Source organism: Yoonia sp. JB2-21 (genome assembly GCF_055693545.1).
In genome coordinates, this window is the sequence record NZ_JBVFUC010000001.1 from 2,583,946 (window position 1) to 2,602,364 (window position 18,419).

The following is an 18,419-nucleotide window of genomic DNA, read 5'->3' on the forward strand; positions in this document are numbered from 1 at the left end:
CAAATTTCTAGAAATTTGTTCTGTCTGAAGAATTTTCATTCGAAAATTCTTCGCTGCTCAAAAAGGCAAGTTCATGCCCGGAGGTAGCCCCAGCGCTTCTGTCATCTTGCTCATCTCTTCCTGAGCACGCTCAGTTGCCTTGCCTTGCGCGTCTTTGATCGCGGCCAGGATCAGGTCTTCGACAACCTCCTTGTCATCGCCGTTGAAGATGGACGGATCGATATCAAGGCCTTTGAGTTCTCCCTTCGCTGTCGCTGTCGCTTTGACGAGGCCTGCGCCACTGACACCTTCGACCATGACGTTCTCAAGATCTTGTTGCATCTGGGCCATTTTGCCCTGCATTTCCTGCGCCTGTTTCATCATCTTGGCCATATCGCCCAGCCCGCCTAATCCTTTGAGCATTTCACTGATCTCCTGTCATTTCGTGTCCCGTTTGAGGGGTGCTGTGTAAAGCACTACACTGATACATACCGCGACAGCAACGACTATGAAAATTGCAGGGTTGCCGATGCAGCCTTCGTTGATCGCGGTTGTGCGAACCGGATCGGTGCCTGCCCAGTCGATGACCAAATAGGTCGAAAGGCTCCAGCCGACAACCACGAGCAATCCGCCCCATTCGTGGCGAAACCGGATGACGAGGGCGGTGATGATGACCAGCAACAAAACGATTGGTGTTTGCATGACGATAAGGAATTCGTCCAAAGCGGTGACAGGCAAGCCGTCCCAATTCGGGCGTTCTTGGCTGCAGACTTCTGCGAAGGCCCCGGTCGGGCAGAACAGCGCTGTCCCCCGGATCAGTCTTCGTCGAATGGGTCCCATTCATCATCCACTTCAGGCAGCGCATCTTCCAAGGCGTCTTGTTCTTTTTCAGCCTCGGTCCTGATTTCCGTGATCTTGGCTTTCGGGAAGGCGGCGATGACGGCCTGAACCAGCGGGTGGTCTTGCGCCTCTTGCAGCAGGGCGTTCTCCGCGGCATCGCGCGTTTCGGCGATCGTGGGGCCCCCGCCGTCAGCGACGCTGATTGCCCAGCGGTTACCGGTCCATGCTTGCAGGCGCGCCCCTAACCGGCCCACCAAATCGCGCGCCGCATCGTCTGTCGGATTTACTTCGATCCGGCCAGGTTGGTAACTGACCAGCCGTAAACCTGTCTCGACCTCGACCAACAGCTTGACGTCACGGTGGGTGCGGATCAGTTCAACGACGTCTTCGAACCGCGCATAGTGTTGAAGCGGATCGGTGTCTAAGGCGACAGCCGTCTGAGCGCCGGATGCAGAAGGCCCGCCGGGGCCGGAATGTGTTGGCACTGGTGTCCCTGCAATCGCATGTGTGTTGCCGCCTTGTGGTGCGGGCCTTCCACCAGACGGGCCGCCACTTGGCGGTGGTGTTGCGTCTTGCAGTTTGCGTACAAGTTCTTCGGGGCTTGGTAGGTCAGCCACATGGGTAAGCCGGATCACCGCCATTTCCGCGGCCATCATGGCGTTGGGTGCCATCGCGACCTCTTCCAGAGACTTGAGCAACATTTGCCACATCCGTGACATCACCCGCATGGGAAGGTCAGCGGCCATTGCTTGCCCGCGGGTGCGTTCGTCGGGGCTGATGGTGGGGTCTTCTGCTGCCTCTGGCGTGATCTTGATCACGCTGATCCAATGACACACTTCCGCCAGATCGCGCAGGATTGCCATAGGATCGGCGCCATCAGCATATTGACCAGACAGTTCAGTCAATGCTGCGGCGGCTTCGCCTTTCAGGATCATATTGAAGAGGTCAAGCACCCGACCCCGGTCTGCAAGCCCCAGCATTGCGCGCACTTGGTCAGCGGTGGTCTCGCCTGCACCATGGCTGATGGCTTGATCCAAAAGCGATTGCGCGTCGCGCGCAGAGCCTTCCGCTGCGCGCGTGATCAACGCAAGTGCTTCATCGGTAATGTCCGCGCCTTCAGCAGTTGCAATCTTGCGCAGCAGGGCAATCTGGGCTTCTGGCTCAATCCGGCGAAGATCAAAGCGTTGGCAACGTGACAGCACCGTAACCGGCACCTGTCTGATCTCGGTTGTAGCAAAGATGAATTTGACGTGCTCTGGGGGTTCTTCCAGCGTCTTCAAAAGCGCATTAAATGCATTCTTCGACAGCATATGAACTTCGTCGATAATGTAGATCTTGAACCGGGCTGAGGCGGCGCGGTAATGCACGGAATCGATAATTTCGCGGATATCACCGACACCGGTGCGCGAGGCTGCATCCATTTCCATGACATCGACATGCCGACCTTCCATGATCGCAACGCAATGTTCGCATTTCCCGCAAGGCTCAGTGGTCGGGCCGCCTGTGCCATCGGGCCCGATACAGTTCATGCCCTTGGCGATGATCCGCGCTGTCGTCGTTTTGCCCGTGCCACGAATGCCGGTCATGATGAAAGCCTGCGCGATCCGGTCAGCCTCGAACGCATTTTTCAGTGTGCGCACCATTGCATCCTGCCCGACCATGTCGGCGAAGGTTTCAGGCCGGTACTTTCGGGCAAGCACTTGGTATTGAGGCTGGTCGGTCATGATGGCCTTGGATTAGGAATCGGAGCTTGCGACAGCGTAAGGGCAGGCCCGGTACATCACAATGACCAAAGGATGATCCCGGTCCCAATCGCCGCAACCGTCATAACGCCAGCGAGCATCGTGAAGTTGCGCGACGGTGTGGCCTCAATGTCCCGTTCGCTCAGGCGGGCCAGCGTCTTGCATGCTTGATGCCGCGCAGACCAAAAACCGCTATCGCCGCACCAAGGAACAGCGTCGCGACAAGTTTCGCGGCCCACGTTGGTTCGAATGCACCGAAAACGGCCTTGAGCCCAATCGCGACGCCAATCGCCCCGAGACCTGTCCCCATCCAGCTGGAGAAGGTTCTTTCATTGGCCATGATCGTTCGATCCTCAGCCCATTCCGTACGCTTTTGCGCTTGTTGGTCTTTTTGTTCCATAACGATAGTGTAGCGGCTACGTGCGCAAAGGCGAGGCCATCAGCCAGATGGAAAGACCAAAACGTCATGATCGAGTTTGTCATCCATAGTTTACCTGTCGCAAACGGAGAATTGGCGATCTCGCCAATGCCCGGTCGCACGCGGCATTACTATCCAGACTGGCTACGCCTGATTGCGTGGCGCCCAGATTTGGTTTTGACCATGACGACGATGGCGGAGCTAGAGCGCAAGGGTGCAGGAACGCTTGGCACGGATCTTGCCAATGAAGGTATCGCTTGGATGCATCTGCCTGTTGCCGATTTTGGTGTGCCGGATGACCTGAACTGGCCTCATGTACGAGATCGTACGATCAAAGTCCTGGCGCAGAAAGGGCGGGTTCTGGTGCACTGTTTTGGAGGGTGTGGCAGGTCAGGCATGATCGCGTTGCGACTAATGACAGCTGCCGGGGAAAATGGTGACACAGCACTTGCGCGGTTGCGGAAGGTGCGGCCTTGCGCGGTCGAAACGGATGCACAGATGGATTGGGCCCTGTTGGGTTAGGTTGGGGCGGATTAGGGTCTGCCCCAACCGACCAGTCTAACGCCCTTTTTTCTTGACGGCGGAGCGGTACATTTTGCCCAGCTTGCGATACCTGTCTCGTGCTTGTGCGATGGTTTCGGTCGCATGCTGATTTTCGCGCTTTAGCTTTTTGAACCGCTTGAGCCGGTCCGGGTCCACATCGCCACTTTCAATAGCGGCCTGCACGGCGCAACCAGGTTCGCTTTCATGTTCACAATCCCGGAACTTGCAGGTTGCAGCAAGTTCTGAGATTTCCGGAAAGGTCGCATCAATCCCAAAAGCGACCTCTGCAACGCCCAATCCCCGCATGCCCGGAGTGTCAATGAGCCAGCCGCCGGTACCCATTTGATGCAGCGACCGCCCGGTCGTTGTGTGCCGACCACGCGCGTCATCTTCGCGGATGGCTTGCGTCGCGGCATTGCCACCGGTCAATGCGTTCGCCAGCGTCGTCTTACCAACGCCGGAAGATCCCGCAAGAGCGACGGTTTGCCCTTTGCCGCACCATGGTGCCAGAATACCCGGAACGTCATCGTTCTTGGCGTCGAGCGCGATCACTTCCAGATTGCGCCCTAAAATCCGGGCCTGATCAATGTATGCCTCTGGATCGTCGGATTGATCGGCTTTTGTGAGCAGGATGACAGGCGTAATCATCGCGTCATGCGCCAACGCAAGATAGCGTTCGAGCCGGGCTGGGTTGAAGTCGTTGTTGCAAGATGAGGTGATAAAGAGCGTATCAAGATTGGCGGCAATCAGTTGCTTTTCGCCAGTGTGGTATTCAGTGCCGCGCGTCAGCTCGGTCTGCCTGTCCAGCACCCGGATCAATCGATGTTGTTCTGGCGCGCAAAGGGCCCAATCGCCAACCCCAACGGCGGCGGTGGTGATGCCAGGATCAAGGGTGAGTTCGAGCGTGCCAACTTCAGAAAACCCCACAACCCGGTCGCGGTGGACCGTGGCAATGCGGGCAGGGATAAGTGTTTCCAGCTCTTCAAGTTCGAGCTGGGACATATAGTAGGGCGACCAACCAAGGGCGTCGCGTGTCAAGTCTGTCAATGATCTGTCCTCGTCAAAGGCGTATGTTTCGCTGGCTGCCAATGGCAATCAGCGGGAACCGGACGAGGGGGCGGAAATAGCTTCAGCGCACCCGGACCGGGAGGGCGTTTCTCGCGACAATCATAAACATCCTCCTTTGCTGGATGTGGCTATAGTCCCAACTTTGCGTGCAAACGATGGGTGAGAGGCTGGACATCGACCCAAGCGGGGCTCGTTGTGGCTGCTTCCTTCCGGACCTGACCAGGTTGGCGAGGCGCTCGCCCGCGCCAACCTCTCAAAGGTGATATAGGCTTGTTTGGCGCGCTCCGCAAGATGTCAGAAACGGATGCGATACATCTCAAACCCGTCTTTGGCGGGGCCAATATGGCTGATTGGCCCGGTCAAGTGATCCATTGCTTGTGGGGCGCTTTCAAAGGCGGCACTGGCTTTCGCTATTGGCGTGAACGACCATGTTGCCTCGACCTTGTGGGTGAATGTTCCGATATCGCTCAGATAGTTGATCAGTAACGACCGCAAGCTGCTGGCAGACGTATGCAAGATATCTTCGGGCGCAACCGGGGGAAAGCCGCCGCCGCCGGTCGCACGAAAGCTGTTTGTGCCGACAATAAACAGGTCGGTGTCCAGCACAGGCCTGCCACCATAACAAATGTTCCTGATGCGTGTTGCGTTGTGATCGATAAGTTGCCCTACGGTGTCAAAGCGCGACGGCTGCGTCACGTCGATCTCGTATGTTAATCCAAATATAGTGTCACAGTTGTAGGCCGCGCTGTGTGGATTGATAAGCGGTTGGTCACATTGGCCTTCATTGATCTGATTGTAGTGTGCGGCGGCGCGTTCCAACCACATTTTGATTTGGTGCCCGGTGCGCCGTACGGCGCATAACCTGTCCGCAAAAGGGAAAATCGCGGCGGCGTCGCGCAGCGTAATCGGCCCTTGTTGAATGTCGATGTAATGTCCAAGCCCTCCGCGTCCGCCAAATCGGAACGATGATTTCGCAGCCAAGACTGGTAGCGGGTCAAATCCCTCGGCGGTCACCATCGACTGCGTTGCTTGCTGGATTGCCCGTGCAAGAACTTGTTGGCTCAGATCCGGTTGTACGGTGGCAAAGTAGCTGGCGATGGGCACATCGGTATAAGCGATGGGTTGTCGCATCTTGTCGATGGTTGCAGCATGCGGATCTGCGACGAGGGCTCTCAACTTCTGCTGCATTAGGCTGTCAGCCCCTTGCGCGCCTTCCGAAGTCTCAAGATAGGATCGGTGGTTTACGACATGCCAAGCCTCGTCATCCCATGCCAGCGCGAGGTCGATGACACCCAGAGACGTGCCATAAAACGTTGCCATGACGGCAGGTTTGTCGTGCAAGGTCCCGTTTTTGTAGTCGATTGCAGCAGTACTGCTTTGCGTTGGGTCAGGAAAGGCCTCGTGCGTATGTCCCATCAACAGCACGTCGATGCCGTCAATTGCGGCAAGCGGCACAGCTGCGTTTTCCATGCGCCGGCGATGCGTTGTTGCGCCAATCCCGGAATGACAAAGAGCGATGATAAGCTCCGCTCCAGCAGCACGCATCTTCGGGACAATTGCCCGAGCGGCATCAACAATGTCATCAACATGGATGGCATCGTGTTCATTGCTGCTTACCTGCTCTGAGACTTGCGGTGGGGAAAATCCAGTGACCCCCAGCCGAATAGTCCGCCGCTGTCCATCATCACAAAGGATCTTCTTGTCGACCACAACAAACAGCTTTGCGAGCATAGTATCATTGGCGCAGGTGATGTTCGCATTAACGACCGGAAATGCCGCACCGGCCAAAGCATCTTTCAAGAATGTTAGACCATAGTCAAAGTCATGATTTCCCAAGGTCATGGCATCATATTGCAACAAGTTCAGGGCACCGATCATTGGGTGAACAGCATTTGCCCGCTGATCTTGCGCTAATTGATCCGCCAGAGGATTGCCTTGCAATAGATCACCATTGTCAAAAAGCAGCGTCGTGGTGCTCTGATCATTGCGTAACGCTTCGATCTTGTCGGCCAGACCAAGCAATCCCATTCGGGTATCCGGTTTGTCGGAAAAATGATCATAATCCAACAGCTGCATATGCAGGTCTGTCGTTTCCAACAGCCGCAATCGCCCCACAGGTGCGCTGGATCTGAACTTGGCTGAAGAACGAATTTTCATAACACAACCTTAACGGGAGTTTGAGGTATCTACCACAGTGACTTGGCAGAAAAAATTGCACTTTCTGAGGGTCCATGTCATCCCGATGAAATGAGAATTGCAGAGACAGTGACATTCGGTAGCTCCGGCCTTGATCGCGCCGCAGAATTGCGTACCCAAACAGATCAAATGTTGGCACAATCCGATAGCCGAACGATCTTGTTGTGGTGTGGCAAGCCTATGATATTGAATGATTATTTGCTGCGCATCCCATTGGATCATCCCATTATGATCGACGCGGCAGAGACAAAAATATTTCTTGGTCGCGAAGATGGGATTCCGGTTTTTGCCGCTGATCTATCTGGCTGGACGCCCGAAGACCTCGACACGGAAACGCTTGATCGTTTTCTGGACCCGTCCGAGCAAAGCCACCCAGCGCTGCCTAATGCTGTTTTCGCAGAGTTGCGCGCCATCATGACCCGCCTTTCTGCACGGGATGCCGAACTTGCGGCAACGGCAAAGGCTGTGATGGGATGGCACGCGTCGCATCAATATTGCGCGGTGTGCGGCGCCAAAAGCGTGATGGCAATGGGTGGCTGGCAACGCGATTGTCCGTCATGTGGCGGGCATCATTTCCCGCGGACTGACCCGGTGGTGATTATGTTGATCACATATGGAAACTCTGTACTTGTTGGGCGATCTCCGGGGTGGCCGGAGGGGATGTATTCACTTTTGGCTGGCTTCGTTGAACCAGGCGAGACGATTGAGGCCGCCGTGCGCCGCGAAGTCTTTGAAGAGGCTGGGGTGCGGGTTGGTGCAGTGACCTATCTTGCAAGCCAGCCGTGGCCGTTTCCTGCGTCTTTGATGTTTGGATGTGCAGGCGAAGCTTTGGGCAAAGAACTTGCCATTGATCCTGTCGAGATCGAGGATGCGATGTGGGTGACCCGCGAAGAGATGGCCGACGCCTTTGCTGGCAGTCACCCCAAGCTACTGCCCGCGCGCAAAGGTGCGATTGCGCATTTCTTGCTTGAGGCTTGGCTATCAGATCGGCTTGACTAGCCGCAGCTGTGAGGATTGATCCAGATGAAGCTGAGTACACGTGAAGACATCGAAGCGCCAATTGCCTATGTTTACCGCAGGGTGAGCGATTTCGCGGCTTTCGAAAGACGGGCGTTGCGGCAAGGCGCATCTGTAAGTTGCCGCAACGACGGCGCCGCGAAACTGGGCACAATTTGGGACGTTGCATTTGAATTCCGCAGTCGGCCGCGCAAGGTGCAAGCCGAGTTGACCAAACTTGAACCGGAACAGGCGATTGAGATCGAAAGCCACTCTGATGGATTGCAGGCCATGACACAGGTTGAACTGGTGGCATTGTCGGCAACGCGCACGCGGGTGTTGGTAGCGTTTGATATGCGCGCAAAAACCCTAACCGCACGACTGTTGTTGCAATCCCTCAAGCTTGCCAAAACAAAAATGACCAAGCGGTTCAAGGCCCGGGTCTTGGACTATGCAGAAAATGTCGAAGACGACTATCGGCGCGGACAGTAGACCAAGGCGATCACCGGGGTTAAATCGAATATTGGACGAGGATGTCCGTTGCACCCTGCTTCAAGGGTGTCCTTCGACCTAGTCTTCGCTCTTTTCGTGCCGCCGCGCCGCTGCCGGGTAGACGCCCATCACATGCAAATGATCAGTAAAGTATCCCAACTCTTCGAGAGCCAGCGTCACGTTTGCGTCGTCTGGATGCCCTTCGATTTCTGCATAAAACTGCGTGGCGGTGAATTCACCGCCAACCATGTAGCTTTCGAGCTTGGTCATATTGACGCTGTTCGTCGCGAAGCCGCCCATGGCTTTGTACAAGGCCGCCGGGATGTTGCGCACACGGAATACGAAGCTGGTCATCATCCCTGAAGCGCCACGTCGCATGTAGTCAGGTTCGCGCGCCATGATCAGGAACCTTGTGGTATTGCGCGCATGGTCCTCGATATGGCGGGCCAGCACCTTGAGCCCGTAGATGTCGGCTGCCAGTTCGGAGGCGAGTGCAGCGACGCTGCGGTCATCACCGGATGCCACCTCGCGTGCCGCGCGTGCGTTGTCAGAGCTTGTCCGTGCGGTAATCGCATTGTCGCGCAAAAATGCCCCACACTGCGGCAGGATCACCGGATGACCGTGGGCCTCTTTGATGTCAGGCAATGTCGCATCTGGTTTGCCAAGAAGGTTGATATGGACCCGCACAAAGGTTTCATCAACGATATGTAAACCGCTTTCGGGTAACAAGGAGTGGACATCGGCGACGCGGCCGTAGGTCGAATTCTCCACGGCGATCATGCCAAGATCGGCCGCACCGCTGCGCACAGCATCAATCGCAGCTTCAAACGTGCTGCACGGCAGGGGGTCGTAGGAAGGCCGCGCAGTGACACAAGCCTCGTGCCCGTAGGCGCCCAACTCACCTTGAAAAGCGATTTTCTGCGACATCTTTGTGACCTCCGTGTCGTCACCCTACAAAAATAGGCATTTGGTCGCGGCAGTACACCTTGCAACCAACTGTTGGAAGCGGATAGATACCCGTGAAACTTTGAACTGAATGGAACGCGACATGTTCGACACAATGACAACGACCAAAATCATCGGTGGTCTTTGCGGTACTTTTCTTGTCTTTTTGCTGGGTGCATGGCTTGCAGAAGAAATCTATCATTCCGGCGGACACGGTAAGGATCATGCGCAGGCTTACGTCATTGAGGTCGCTGGCGCGGAAGGCGACGCCGCAGAAGTTGTCGAGGAAGTGCCATTCGAAGTGGTGTACGCATCAGCGAGCGCCGAAGACGGTGAAGGCCTGTGGCGCGGGTGCCGATCTTGCCACGCGCTTGAGGCCGGCCAGCACGGCACCGGCCCTGCACTTGCGGGCGTCGTGAACCGCCCAGTGCAGTTTTATGACGATTTTAACTATTCCGGCGCGCTGATCGAAGCGGCCGACATTTGGACGCCCGAAAACCTGAACGCGTTCCTGGAAAAGCCAAGCAGCTACGCACCCGGCACAGCAATGAGCTATAACGGGATGCGCGATGCGCAAGATCGTGCAAACCTGATTGCCTATCTGGCAACGATTGGCGGCTAAGCGTCGCTGCCATCACAAAAGCAAACGAGGCCGTCCGTCGGGGCGGCCTTTTTTCATGGAATGTTACAAAAAACGCACGAGGTGTTCACGCAAACTCAACTTGAATGTTTGCCAAACACTCCATTTACTTCATGTAGTCATGAATAGCAGTTTTTCAACCCGGAGAGCAGAATGCCCAATCGCCCCAGTGCCCGCGCCATAACAGCAAAGCGTGACGAGAGAGCGAACCCTTTAAAGCAATGGATCGCAGGTTCCTTGATCGGGTTCGGTGCGTTATGGGCTGGATCCGAGGTTTGGGCGGACAGTCATGTGGCGATTATCGAAAGCCACGGTTTCAATGAATACAGTGAACTGAAGTACAGCGCTGACTTTCCGCACCTTGATTATGTAAATCCTGATGCGCCCTTGGGTGGTGAGGTCAGCGTGGCCACAACGGGCACCTTTGACAGTTTAAACCCCTATGCCACGCTATCCGGCACACCTGCGGCTTTATCGTCGTCTGTCTGGGAAACCATCATGACCACGACCAGTGACGAAGTGGGATCTTCATACTGTCTGCTGTGCGAAACAGTCACCTACCCCGAGGACCGGTCTTGGGCGATTTACAAGATGCGCGATAACGTGCGCTTTTCCGATGGTAGTCCCATGACAGCCGAGGACGTCAAATTCACTATCGAAATATTGCTGGAACAAGGAACACCCTCTGCGGCGGGTTCGATCCGTGCCCTTGTCAAAGATATCGAGGTTATCGAGGGGAACGCCATCAAGGTTACCTTTAACGATGATGCACCGTTCCGCGGCCGGATCAGCCAAATGGGCATCTTTCCAGTTATGTCAAAAGCATGGTTTGAGGAAACGGGTGCGCGTTTGGACGAAGCATCTTTGGATGTGTCACCGGGCACCGCAGAGTATGTTCTGGGATCAATGGATGTAGGGCGTTCGATAACTTATGAACGCAACCCTGACTATTGGGGTGCCGATCTGCCGATTATGGTGGGCCGGGGCAACTATGACAGCATTCGGATTGAGTATTTTGCGGACTCGTCTGCCGCCTTTGAGGCATTCAAGGCCGGCGAGTACACTTTTCGCCGCGAAAGTAGTTCGATCAATTGGGCGACGTCGTATGATTTTACTGCAATCGACAAGGGTTGGGTGGTACGCGAAGTGCTCGAAGACGGCACATTGCCAGGCGCATCCGGTTTTGTTTTTAATATGGGGCGCGAGAAATTTGCTGACCGGCGTGTGAGACTGGCCATTGGACTTGTGTATAACTTCAACTGGACCAATGAGAACCTGCAATATGGTCTGTTTCAACAGCGCGAAAGCTTTTGGGAAAACGACCGGCTCAAGGCCACTGGCTTACCCGAAGGTCGCGAATTGGAAATCTTAGAATCGCTGCGCGATAAATTGCCAGTCGAGATCTTTTTGTCAGAGCCGGTTTTGCCGCATACGTCAGGCGATCGCCCCCTCGACCGGGGCAATCTGCGCCGTGCGCTGGAGCTGATGGAGGGCGCGGGCTACACAACCAGCGCCGACGGGTTGTTGCGCGATGCCGATGGCAACACGCTGGATGTTGAGTTTCTCGAGACCCGCCAATCCTTTGACCGGATCATTAACCCTTACGTCGAAAACCTGAAGCGGTTGGGCGTGAATGTGACTTACACTCGTGTTGATCCATCCCAGTACCAGGCGCGCCGTCAGGCCAAGGATTACGATATGATCTTTGGCAATTACACCAACGGTTTGCAAGAGGGGCGGGGGTTTTCTCAGCGGTATGGTTGTGAAGGTGTCGACGACGTTTTCAACCCCGCTGGCTATTGCTCAGAGGCGATCGAAGTCATCGGTGATATGATACCTCAGGCGGACAGCTATGAAGAGATGGCGGCGTTGATCAAGGCCGCTGATCGGATCATGCGCTATGATTATTTCGTGGTTCCTGTCTGGTATCTGGGCAAGCACTGGGTGGCCACCTATGACTTCTATGAGTACCCCGAGAACCTGCCAGAGTTTGGTTTGGGCTATCTCGACTACTGGTGGGTGAACGAGGCCAAGTATAATGACCTCGTCGCCGCAGGCGCGTTTCAGTAAGTAACCGCAAATGGGCGCATATATCCTTAGACGTTTGCTGCTTGTGATCCCCACGCTGTTGGGGATCATGATCATTAACTTTTCGTTGGTGCAATTTGTACCGGGCGGGCCAATCGAACAGATTCTGGCAAATCTGGAAGGCAATGGCGACGTCTTTGAAAGCATCGCAGGCGGGGGCGGTGATGCAGATGTCGGTCAGGATTCAGATAGTGACTACATCGGCGGACGCGGCTTGCCGCCAGAGTTTATTGCCCAGTTAGAGCGAGAGTTTGGGTTCGATAAGCCGCCTTTGGAACGTTTTCTCAATATGATGTGGAACTACATCCGCTTTGATTTCGGCGAGAGTTATTTCCGCTCGATCAGCGTCTTCGATCTGGTGGTTGAAAAAATGCCGGTGTCGATCACCTTGGGTCTTTGGTCGACCTTGATCGCCTATCTGATCTCAATCCCGTTGGGGATCAAAAAGGCGGTGAAAGATGGCACGCCGTTTGATACCTGGACATCGGGTGCGATCATCGTGGGCTATGCGATCCCCGGTTTTTTGTTTGCGATCCTGCTGATCGTTCTGTTCGCGGGTGGGTCGTACTTCCGCATCTTCCCGCTGCGTGGCCTGACCTCCAGCAACTTTGAGGACCTGACGCTGATCGGCAAAGTGTTGGATTACTTCTGGCATATCACCTTGCCCGTACTGGCCTCGACCATTGCGGCCTTTGCGACACTGACATTGCTGACCAAGAACAGCTTTCTTGACGAAATCAAGAAGCAGTATGTCATTACCGCGCGGGCCAAGGGCCTGTCAGAGCGGAAGGTGCTGTATGGGCATGTTTTCCGCAACGCGATGCTGATTGTGATTTCAGGTTTTCCGGCGTTGTTCATTGGCGTTTTCTTTGGCGGTTCTTTGATTATTGAGACGCTGTTCTCACTTGATGGGCTTGGCCGCTTGGGGTTTGAGGCTGTGGTCGCGCGTGACTATCCTGTTGTATTCGGCACGTTGTTCGCCTTCTCTCTTATTGGCCTTATCGTAGGGATATTGACCGACATCACTTATGTCTTCATTGACCCGCGCATCGACTTTGAGGCGCGAAACTGATGATCAGTCGTCCTTTCTTCTCTCCGCTTAATCAGCGCCGCCTGCGCAACTTTCGCCGGAACCGACGGGCGTTTTGGTCACTGGTGATCTTTGGGGTGCTCTTTGGCCTGTCGCTCTTTGCCGAGTTTATTGCAAACGACAAACCGATCGCGGTCAGTTATCGCGGCGAACTACGCATGCCGATCTTCAGCTTCTATTCCGAGCGTGACTTTGGTGGCGATTTCCCCACGGAAGCAATCTATGGCGATCCCGAGGTCAACTGTCTGATCGTCACCGGCGGGCTTGAGGATTGCTTTGATGCGCCAGAAGAGTTGATCGCCGCTGTGGATGCGGGCGAAACACTTGATGGTGACTTTCAGGCGGGATGGATGATCTGGCCGATTATTCCCTATTCCTACAACACAATTGTTGATGTGGGCGGTGTTGCGCCGTCCCCCCCAAGTGCAGAGAACTGGCTGGGTACCGACGACACGAAACGTGACGTGACGGCCCGCGTCATCTATGGCTTTCGACTGTCGATCATTTTTGCGCTGACCGTAACTGTTGCGGCCTCAATCGTCGGGATCGTGGCAGGTGCGGTTCAAGGGTATTTTGGCGGTTGGACCGATCTGATCTTTCAGCGCGTGATCGAGATCTGGACAAGCACCCCGTCGATTTATGTCATCATCATCCTATTCGCGATATTGGGGCGAAGTTACTGGCTCCTTGTATTCCTTACAGTGCTGTTCGGTTGGCCCGCCTTGGTTGGGGTGGTCAGGGCCGAATTCCTGCGCGCCCGAAACCTTGAGTATGTGCGCGCGGCCAAGGCGCTGGGCGTGCGTGACCGCACGATCATGTTCCGTCATATGCTGCCCAACGCGATGGTTGCCACACTGACGATGCTGCCATTCCTTGTCACCGGCGCGATTGGTGGGCTGGCCTCGTTGGACTTTCTTGGGTTTGGTCTGCCGTCCTCTGCGCCAAGTTTGGGCGAGATGACGTTGCAGGCCAAACAGAACCTGCAAGCGCCGTGGCTTGGCTTTACGGCCTTTTTCACCTTTGCGATCATGCTGTCGCTTCTTGTCTTCATCTTTGAAGGCGTCCGCGACGCGTTCGATCCGCGCAAGACATTTGTGGCGGATGGGGATGTTGTCACCGACGATATGATCTTCGCTACAGAGCCCGACACGGCCGCCACAGGGACGAAGGGGAGGGGCGATGACCGACACAGTACTTAACGTGCAGAACCTGCGTGTGGCGTTTCGTCAAGATGGCGATACAACCCATGCGGTGAAGGGCGTGTCCTTTCAAGTCAACAAAGGTGAAACCGTCGCCATTGTAGGCGAGAGTGGATCTGGCAAGTCCGTTACGGCGCTGTCGACGGTGCAGCTGCTGGGCGACAGCGCTGCAATGGCCGGGTCGATTACGTACAATGGCGAAGAGATGGTCGGCGCGGGTGAGCCCGCGTTGCGCCGCGTTCGCGGTAATGACATCAGCTTTATCTTCCAAGAGCCGATGACATCTCTTAATCCGCTGCACACGCTGGAAAAACAACTGGCCGAAAGTATCGAATTGCATCAGGGTTTGCGCGGTGCTGCGGTGCGTGTGCGCATTATCGAATTGCTGGAACGTGTCGGTATTCGCGATGCTGAAAGCCGCCTTGGCGCTTACCCACACCAGTTGTCCGGCGGCCAGCGCCAGCGCGTGATGATTGCGATGGCGTTGGCAAACGGGCCGGACTTGTTGATTGCTGATGAGCCGACTACCGCACTGGATGTGACCATTCAGGCGCAGATTTTGGATTTGTTGGCCGACCTGAAACGTGATGAGGGCATGTCCATGCTGTTCATCACCCATGATCTGACAATTGTCCGCAAGATCGCAGACCGTGTCTGCGTGATGAAGGACGGCTTGATCGTTGAAACGGGACCGACTGCCGAAATCTTTGAAAACCCGCAGCATCCTTACACGCAAATGCTATTGGCCGCTGAATCGAGTGGTGTTCCCTCCCCCGTGCAATCGGATGCGCCCGTCGTTTTGGAAACCGATGGTGGCCGGATTTGGTTCCCTATCCAGCGTGGCTTGCTCAAGCGCACTGTTGGCCACATCAAAGCGGTCAACGAAGCCACGTTGACGGTACGCGCAGGCGAGACATTGGGCGTGGTCGGCGAAAGCGGATCTGGCAAGACTACACTGGCCTTGGCCGTCATGCGTCTGATCCAATCCGAAGGCCGCATTGCGTTTCAGGGTGCTGATATTCATCATCTCAACCAACGCCAAATGCGCCCGTTGCGCAGCGACATGCAGATTGTTTTCCAGGATCCCTACGGCTCGCTTAGTCCCCGTATGACCGTCGCGGAGATCATCGCCGAAGGTCTGGGTGTGCATGGCGTAGAACCCGGGCGCGACAAGCGCGAGATGGTGGGTGAGATCATGGGCGAGGTTGGGTTGGACCCCGTGCTGATGGATCGCTACCCGCATGAGTTCTCGGGTGGGCAACGTCAACGGATCGCCATTGCGCGTGCGATGATTTTGCGACCAAAGCTGTTGATCCTTGATGAACCGACGTCGGCCTTGGATATGACGGTTCAGGTGCAGATCGTGCATCTTCTGCGTGAATTGCAGCAAAAGTATGGGCTGGCATATCTATTTATCAGTCATGATCTGAAAGTTGTGCGGGCGCTCTCTCACAAAGTTATGGTCATGAAACAGGGCGACGTGGTCGAGGCTGGTGACGCCGACACGATCTTTGATGCACCACAGACCGAATATACCTGCGCGCTGATGGCTGCGGCCTTCGAAGGTAAGGTTGCCTAGACTGGGCGGGGCTGTCGTGGCAGGCTGCACCAACATCTGTTTGGAATAAAGCCTTGCATCTTCTCTCTGATCTGACGCCCATCGCACTTGCGTTCTTTGTTGTCGCTGTTTCGCCAGGACCCGCAAACATTGCGGTGGCGACCATCGCAATGCGGTCAGGGCGCGGCCCTGCCATGCGGTTCGGCATGGGGCTGGGGTGCGGCTTGGCATTTTGGGGGTTGGTTGCCGCGACCGGAATGGGTGCGGTTTTGCAAAGTTCCGCAATTCTGTTGACCGGTCTCAAGGTCTTTGGTGGGCTCTATCTTGTGTGGCTGGCATGGCAATCCTGTCGCTCTGCGGCCAGCCCAAGCACTACGCCAACGGGTGGCTTTGCCAAAGGTCGCTGGTTTGCCAGCGGTTTGGTCTTGAATCTGTCAAACCCCAAGGCAGTTGTGGCGTGGATGGCGGCTCTATCAATGGGGATGGGTGTCGGACAGACCCTTGCACCGCTGTTGATCGCGACCGGCTTATGCATTGTGCTGGGTTTTGCAAACTATGCAGGACACGCCTTTGCGTTTTCACTACCGGGATTTACGCGCGCCTATCAACAGGCCCGACGGTGGATTGATGGGGTCGTGGCGACTGTGTTTGCAGTCGCCGGCCTTGGATTGCTCCGATCCGCGATGTCGCGCTAGATTTCCAGCGCAGCGGTCGCGGCAATATCGCGCAGATTGGATCGGTCACCTTCGCCGATAACGACATATTGTGCATTGCCCCCGCGCCAAGACACGAACTCGAAACCATTAATCGTGCGTTCGTTGAAGGTAGGAGCCCCAACCGTTTCCGTATTGCTTTGCTGCAAGCAAAGCGCAACAACATCGCCGTCTGCGTCACGGTACATCAACTGAGCCACTGGTTTGCCATTCGCAACCAGAAGGCGCCCACCTTCGAATGTCAGCCCGAATTCCGACAGGTTCGGGATCGAGAAATCCGCCCCAATCGTATTGCCGAGCCAGGTTTCGATGTGATCGGATTCGTCCGCACCCACTTCGACCAAGTGACGCCCTTGGCTGGCGTACACAGCGTGATAGTCCGCAATGTCGTCCAACCAACCAGCCGTGACGACGGGTGGCGTGGTCTGTCCTTTCACGACATAACCGCCCACGCCGCCCAAGGCGAAGACCACAAGGCTTGCCGCCATAGCCCCCCAGATCGGACGTGACGGTGCAGTCGGTTCTTGCAGTGGCGTGTTCTTTATCTTTTGAGCCAGCGCAAATGGCACCGGATCATCCAATTGATCCGCGAACTGTTCTTTGGCCATCGCGTCGATACCCATCAACAGATCCAGTTCGGCCTGCGCGTCGGGATCTGTCGCAAGGCGTGCCTCTACCTCTTCCGCAGTGGCCGGGTCCAGTTCACCATCAAGGTAAGCGCTGAGTTTTGTCGAAAAGTCTGTCATAGCGCGACATGCTCCCTTTCTGACAATCCTGAAGCGAGTAGTTTGCGGGCGCGATGGATACGGCTCATCACCGTTCCTATCGGTATGTTGAGCAAGTCAGAGACTTCTCTGTAGCTATATCCCTCGGCACAAACCAACATGAGTGGCTGAGATAGCTCTTTGTCCAGTTCGTCAACTTTCCCGCGCACTTGTTTTGCGGTCAAAACGTCTGCTGCCGTGTCCTCCGTGCGGAGTTCATCCGTTTCATCAGCAGGGACTTGGCCGGCGCCTTGGCGGGTTTGACGTTTACGCACTTCACTAATCCACAAATTCCGCAATACGCGAAACATCCAACGGTCAAATGGTTGTGCCGGATCGTATTGCTGCCACTTCTGTAAGGCCGTTGAACAGGCGTCTTGCAAAAGGTCATCAGCATCAGGACCAGACCGCGTCAAGCTCAGCGCAAAACGTCGCAATCGCGGCAAAAGGCCAATCAATTCAGTTTTGAATTGGTCCGGTGTCATGAACACTGCTTCGCTAACTTCTGGCGCAGCACGCGTGTACTGGCCGGTGTAAATATTCGTTAACGGCAATGATGATGATTGTGCGCGGATTTGCAATGCCTCTGCTGTGACTATCTGGCAATCATTTGCTGACGCCGGCAAGAGACACCCGTTGGTCGGGTGCCTCTGCAATCGCGAGTTATTTTGCGACGTGCCAAACGCCGCCCACACCATCGCCGGTTGTGTCGCCTGGGGCAACGTCACCGACCCAGAAATACAATGGTGCGCCGTCTTTGGCCCATTGGCTCGTGCCATCCGTGCGCGCCACTTGGGTAAATCCTTCGCCGGGTGCCTCTGCACCGGCTTCCGCCAGGTAGGGCGGCCAGCTTTCAGCACAGCTGTCATAGCAATTTGTGACGCCATCGCCGTCGTTATCGAAAGTGTAGAGCGTCATGCCATTCGCTGCGGCAAGCGGTCCGTGGCCCGCAGCCAAAGTAACTTCGGCTGGCTTTGTTTCGTAAGAGTAGTCGTATGATTGTGCGTAAGCTTCGTCACATGCTGCGACAAACAGTCCAACGGTCATTGCGGCGATCAGTTTCATAGTAGTCTCCAAATTCCAATGTCATGAGCCGCCGTTTTGGCCGCTCTTACATGGGTTACGCATGGAGCCTGTGTTCTATTCTC

At 55.6% G+C, this 18,419-nt stretch carries 19 protein-coding genes and 1 other RNA gene; 9 read left to right on the forward strand and 11 right to left on the reverse strand.

The genetic code is table 11. The features are described 5' to 3' along the window. Positions 1 to 57: 57 nt before the first annotated feature. From ACZ1G5_RS12975 to ACZ1G5_RS12990, 4 genes are all read right to left on the reverse strand, one after another. A complete protein-coding gene (locus ACZ1G5_RS12975; RefSeq protein ID WP_472733241.1) occupies positions 58 to 402 on the reverse strand; it encodes a YbaB/EbfC family nucleoid-associated protein in 345 nt (114 codons plus the stop codon). Between the two features lie 15 nt (positions 403 to 417). Then, positions 418 to 819, reverse strand: coding sequence for a hypothetical protein (locus tag ACZ1G5_RS12980; RefSeq protein ID WP_472733242.1), 402 nt, complete (start codon positions 817 to 819; stop codon positions 418 to 420). Further along, on the reverse strand, positions 795 to 2,543 hold the full coding sequence (locus ACZ1G5_RS12985; RefSeq protein WP_472733243.1) for a DNA polymerase III subunit gamma/tau: 1,749 nt from the start codon (positions 2,541 to 2,543) through the stop codon (positions 795 to 797). Before ACZ1G5_RS12985 ends, ACZ1G5_RS12980 begins: the two co-directional genes overlap by 25 nt. A 160-nt stretch (positions 2,544 to 2,703) precedes the next feature. Beyond that, positions 2,704 to 2,961: a DUF202 domain-containing protein gene (locus ACZ1G5_RS12990; protein WP_472733244.1), complete on the reverse strand. Its 258-nt coding sequence runs from the start codon at positions 2,959 to 2,961 to the stop codon at positions 2,704 to 2,706. A 66-nt stretch (positions 2,962 to 3,027) separates the two neighbouring features. Here ACZ1G5_RS12990 and ACZ1G5_RS12995 point away from each other — a divergent pair, with 66 nt between their 5' ends. Further along, a complete protein-coding gene (locus ACZ1G5_RS12995; protein ID WP_472733245.1) occupies positions 3,028 to 3,501 on the forward strand; it encodes a protein-tyrosine phosphatase family protein in 474 nt (157 codons plus the stop codon). Between the two features lie 36 nt (positions 3,502 to 3,537). Here the strand turns inward: ACZ1G5_RS12995 and rsgA are convergent, their stop codons facing one another. The 3 genes from rsgA to ACZ1G5_RS13010 all read right to left on the reverse strand — a co-directional run bounded on the left by rsgA (position 3,538) and on the right by ACZ1G5_RS13010 (position 6,747). Then, positions 3,538 to 4,569, reverse strand: a complete 1,032-nt coding sequence (gene rsgA, locus ACZ1G5_RS13000; protein ID WP_472733246.1) for a ribosome small subunit-dependent GTPase A — start codon at positions 4,567 to 4,569, stop codon at positions 3,538 to 3,540. Positions 4,570 to 4,747: 178 nt separating this feature from the next. Continuing rightward, positions 4,748 to 4,846, reverse strand: an RNA gene (gene ffs, locus ACZ1G5_RS13005) — signal recognition particle sRNA small type. Between the two features lie 38 nt (positions 4,847 to 4,884). Further along, positions 4,885 to 6,747 (reverse strand): bifunctional 2',3'-cyclic-nucleotide 2'-phosphodiesterase/3'-nucleotidase, encoded by a 1,863-nt coding sequence (locus ACZ1G5_RS13010; protein ID WP_472733247.1) that lies wholly within the window; start codon positions 6,745 to 6,747, stop codon positions 4,885 to 4,887. Between the two features lie 90 nt (positions 6,748 to 6,837). Here ACZ1G5_RS13010 and nudC point away from each other — a divergent pair, with 90 nt between their 5' ends. After that, entirely contained in the window at positions 6,838 to 7,785 is a 948-nt protein-coding gene (gene nudC / locus ACZ1G5_RS13015; RefSeq protein WP_472733248.1) for an NAD(+) diphosphatase, read from the forward strand. Between the two features lie 24 nt (positions 7,786 to 7,809). Beyond that, positions 7,810 to 8,274: an SRPBCC family protein gene (locus tag ACZ1G5_RS13020; protein WP_472733249.1), complete on the forward strand. Its 465-nt coding sequence runs from the start codon at positions 7,810 to 7,812 to the stop codon at positions 8,272 to 8,274. Between the two features lie 78 nt (positions 8,275 to 8,352). Here ACZ1G5_RS13020 and ACZ1G5_RS13025 read toward each other — a convergent pair whose 3' ends face one another. Continuing rightward, positions 8,353 to 9,201, reverse strand: a complete 849-nt coding sequence (locus tag ACZ1G5_RS13025; RefSeq protein ID WP_472733250.1) for a prephenate dehydratase — start codon at positions 9,199 to 9,201, stop codon at positions 8,353 to 8,355. 109 nt (positions 9,202 to 9,310) lie between these two features. Between ACZ1G5_RS13025 and ACZ1G5_RS13030 the strand changes: the two genes are divergently transcribed. From ACZ1G5_RS13030 to ACZ1G5_RS13055, 6 genes are all read left to right on the forward strand, one after another. Beyond that, the gene (locus ACZ1G5_RS13030) at positions 9,311 to 9,841 is read left to right on the forward strand and encodes a c-type cytochrome (protein ID WP_472733251.1); all 531 of its coding nucleotides are present in this window, start codon (positions 9,311 to 9,313) and stop codon (positions 9,839 to 9,841) included. A 171-nt stretch (positions 9,842 to 10,012) separates the two neighbouring features. Then, positions 10,013 to 11,929 carry an extracellular solute-binding protein gene (locus ACZ1G5_RS13035; protein ID WP_472733252.1) on the forward strand — a complete coding sequence of 639 codons (1,917 nt, stop codon included), beginning with the start codon at positions 10,013 to 10,015 and terminating at the stop codon, positions 11,927 to 11,929. 10 nt (positions 11,930 to 11,939) lie between these two features. Next, positions 11,940 to 13,019, forward strand: a complete 1,080-nt coding sequence (locus ACZ1G5_RS13040; protein WP_472733253.1) for a microcin C ABC transporter permease YejB — start codon at positions 11,940 to 11,942, stop codon at positions 13,017 to 13,019. Continuing rightward, positions 13,019 to 14,236 carry an ABC transporter permease gene (locus ACZ1G5_RS13045; RefSeq protein ID WP_472733254.1) on the forward strand — a complete coding sequence of 406 codons (1,218 nt, stop codon included), beginning with the start codon at positions 13,019 to 13,021 and terminating at the stop codon, positions 14,234 to 14,236. The genes ACZ1G5_RS13040 and ACZ1G5_RS13045 overlap by 1 nt, the downstream gene beginning before the upstream one ends. After that, positions 14,217 to 15,815 (forward strand): ABC transporter ATP-binding protein, encoded by a 1,599-nt coding sequence (locus ACZ1G5_RS13050; RefSeq protein WP_472733255.1) that lies wholly within the window; start codon positions 14,217 to 14,219, stop codon positions 15,813 to 15,815. Before ACZ1G5_RS13045 ends, ACZ1G5_RS13050 begins: the two co-directional genes overlap by 20 nt. A gap of 53 nt (positions 15,816 to 15,868) precedes the next feature. After that, on the forward strand, positions 15,869 to 16,489 hold the full coding sequence (locus ACZ1G5_RS13055) for a LysE family translocator (protein ID WP_472733256.1): 621 nt from the start codon (positions 15,869 to 15,871) through the stop codon (positions 16,487 to 16,489). Here ACZ1G5_RS13055 and ACZ1G5_RS13060 read toward each other — a convergent pair. The 3 genes from ACZ1G5_RS13060 to ACZ1G5_RS13070 form a co-directional block, all read right to left on the reverse strand. Next, on the reverse strand, positions 16,486 to 17,253 hold the full coding sequence (locus ACZ1G5_RS13060; protein ID WP_472733257.1) for an anti-sigma factor family protein: 768 nt from the start codon (positions 17,251 to 17,253) through the stop codon (positions 16,486 to 16,488). The two genes, ACZ1G5_RS13055 and ACZ1G5_RS13060, sit on opposite strands and share 4 nt — an antisense overlap. Next, a complete protein-coding gene (locus ACZ1G5_RS13065; protein ID WP_472733258.1) occupies positions 17,250 to 17,852 on the reverse strand; it encodes an RNA polymerase sigma factor in 603 nt (200 codons plus the stop codon). The genes ACZ1G5_RS13060 and ACZ1G5_RS13065 overlap by 4 nt, the downstream gene beginning before the upstream one ends. Positions 17,853 to 17,934: 82 nt before the next feature. Further along, positions 17,935 to 18,336, reverse strand: coding sequence for a COG4315 family predicted lipoprotein (locus ACZ1G5_RS13070; RefSeq protein WP_472733259.1), 402 nt, complete (start codon positions 18,334 to 18,336; stop codon positions 17,935 to 17,937). Between the last annotated feature and the right edge of the window lie 83 nt (positions 18,337 to 18,419).